Here is a 1,898-nt window from a genome sequence, read left to right as displayed (position 1 = left end):
GCGCGGTCCGAGCTGCCCGGGCGCGGGCGGGCCGGTCACCTGCCGCCGTACTGGCGGGTACGGCCGCGGCGGCGTCGCCGAAGGGCGCGCGTCCGTAGGTGGGGGACCGGCAGAAGGCCGCACGGCTCGGATCGGCCAACTTCCCGTCGGCGGGCTTGCCGACTCGACGGCCGAGTGGGGGGCGCGTACCAGGCGCATGGGGGCTCGTTGTGATTTTCGGCCGCTCGGGGCGTGCGCGGGCGCACAACGAAACGTATCCGAAAATGTCCGGTGCATATCAAGTTGAACCCACCTGATAAGGACATCGATTGGCCGAATGCCTCCGTCCGTGGCCGATTGGCATATTCACCGGACGGGCGTACCCCCGGTCGGCTGATCGATTACCGGTAAGTAACCTGGCGATTACACGCCGTTCCTTACCTTGAATCCTCTAATGTGACTGGCGTCAACGGGCGGAGTCGGGTCAACTTTGCGTGCAATTGCAGGGTGGGGGGCTCGGTGGTCCACCGCGGAAGGTGGCAGATGCGCCGCCCGGACGTCACTGATGGACATGCCGTGGAAACGTGAGAACAAGTGGGGGGCAGTCGTGACCAATCCTTTCGATGACGAGTCGGGACGGTTCGTGGCGCTGGTGAACGACGAGGGCCAGTACTCGCTCTGGCCCGCGCATATCGAAGTCCCGGGCGGGTGGCGAGCCGACGGCCCGGAAGGGTCACGTCAGGAATGCCTGGACGTGATCGAGCGCGCCTGGACGGACATGCGCCCCGCCGGTCTGGTGCGTGCGATGGAGGCGGAAGCGGGGTAGACCGGCGGTTCGGCCGTTGTGGCACCTCCCCAGGTCAACTGGGGCGTAGACGCGTTGGTCTGATCGATTTTGCTCACCGCTTGAGCGATATCGATCAGATGTGATCACGCGTTTGTCGCTCCTGACTCCCGCGTGCCTATAACGGTCACTGTTTGGCATACACATAGCGCTGCGGGCCGACTCGCGACCACCGTCGACGCGAGAGGTGACGTGGTTCCCCGTCGTGCGGTCATTGCCCGGTGAGTGCTCCCGGCCCGCCGTACGCCGTGGACGCGCGATGCGCCGAACCCCTGGCGCCGAGGCATCGCCTGACGGCCGGTGCACCGGCGTGGTCGGCGTCACCCGGCCTTTCTTCACCGTCCCCGAATCTCTCCCCAAAGGTGTGGACCGGCATGCAGGAATATCGCTCGCTTCCGTCGGACGTGGTCGCCGAAACGTCTCTCGAACTCACCGCGGCGCAACAGGGCGTCTGGTACGGGCAGCTCGTCGACCCGGACAGTCCGAAATACAACGTCGGGGAATGCTTCGAGATCCAGGGAGACCTGGACGAGGAATTGTTCGCGGCGGCGTTCGGGCGGGCCGTCTCCCTGTGCGACAGCCTGAACCTCCGCTTCGTCACCGACGGCGAGGAAGTGCGGCAGCACGTCGTCGACCGCCCCGCCGTCGACGCCGGCCGGCTCCACACGGCCGACCTGTCCGGCGCCGCCGATCCGGTCGCCGCGGCCGAGGACTACATGGCCGGCGACATGTCCACCGTCGACCGGCTCGACGCCCCACGCCACCACTTCGCCCTGCTGCGTCTGGGATCCCGGCTGCACTACTGGTACGTCCGCTTCCACCACATAGCGGTCGACGGCCTCGGCGGCGCGGTGTTCGGCCGGGCTGTCGCCGACCTCTACGGGCGCGCGGCGCGAGGTGAGGACCTCGCTACGGCCGAGCCCGCCGCCGCACCGCTGCGCGACCTGGTCGCCGACGAGGCGGCCTACCGCCTCTCGGACCGCTACGAGGCCGACCGCGCCTACTGGACTGCCAAGTTCGCCGACCTGGCGGGTGCCGGCACGACCGGCGCGGGGGACGACACCCGCGCGCGCGG

2 protein-coding genes are annotated in these 1,898 nt (G+C 68.4%); both read left to right on the top strand.

Features of this window, described 5'->3' with window-relative positions; translation table 11 throughout:
* Positions 1–586 precede the first annotated feature (586 nt).
* A complete protein-coding gene (locus ABZ371_RS32190; RefSeq protein WP_358686398.1) occupies positions 587–805 on the top strand; it encodes an MbtH family protein in 219 nt (72 codons plus the stop codon).
* A 392-nt stretch (positions 806–1,197) separates the two neighbouring features.
* Positions 1,198–1,898: condensation domain-containing protein (locus ABZ371_RS32185; RefSeq protein ID WP_358686395.1), on the top strand; the 701-nt coding region annotated here is incomplete at its 3' end.

The sequence above is a fragment of the Streptomyces sp. NPDC005899 genome, from assembly GCF_040629645.1.
In the GTDB taxonomy this organism is placed as follows: domain Bacteria; phylum Actinomycetota; class Actinomycetes; order Streptomycetales; family Streptomycetaceae; genus Streptomyces.
The sequence above is the reverse complement of the archived record's forward strand: the minus strand, read 5'-3'. Positions and strand labels throughout refer to the sequence as shown.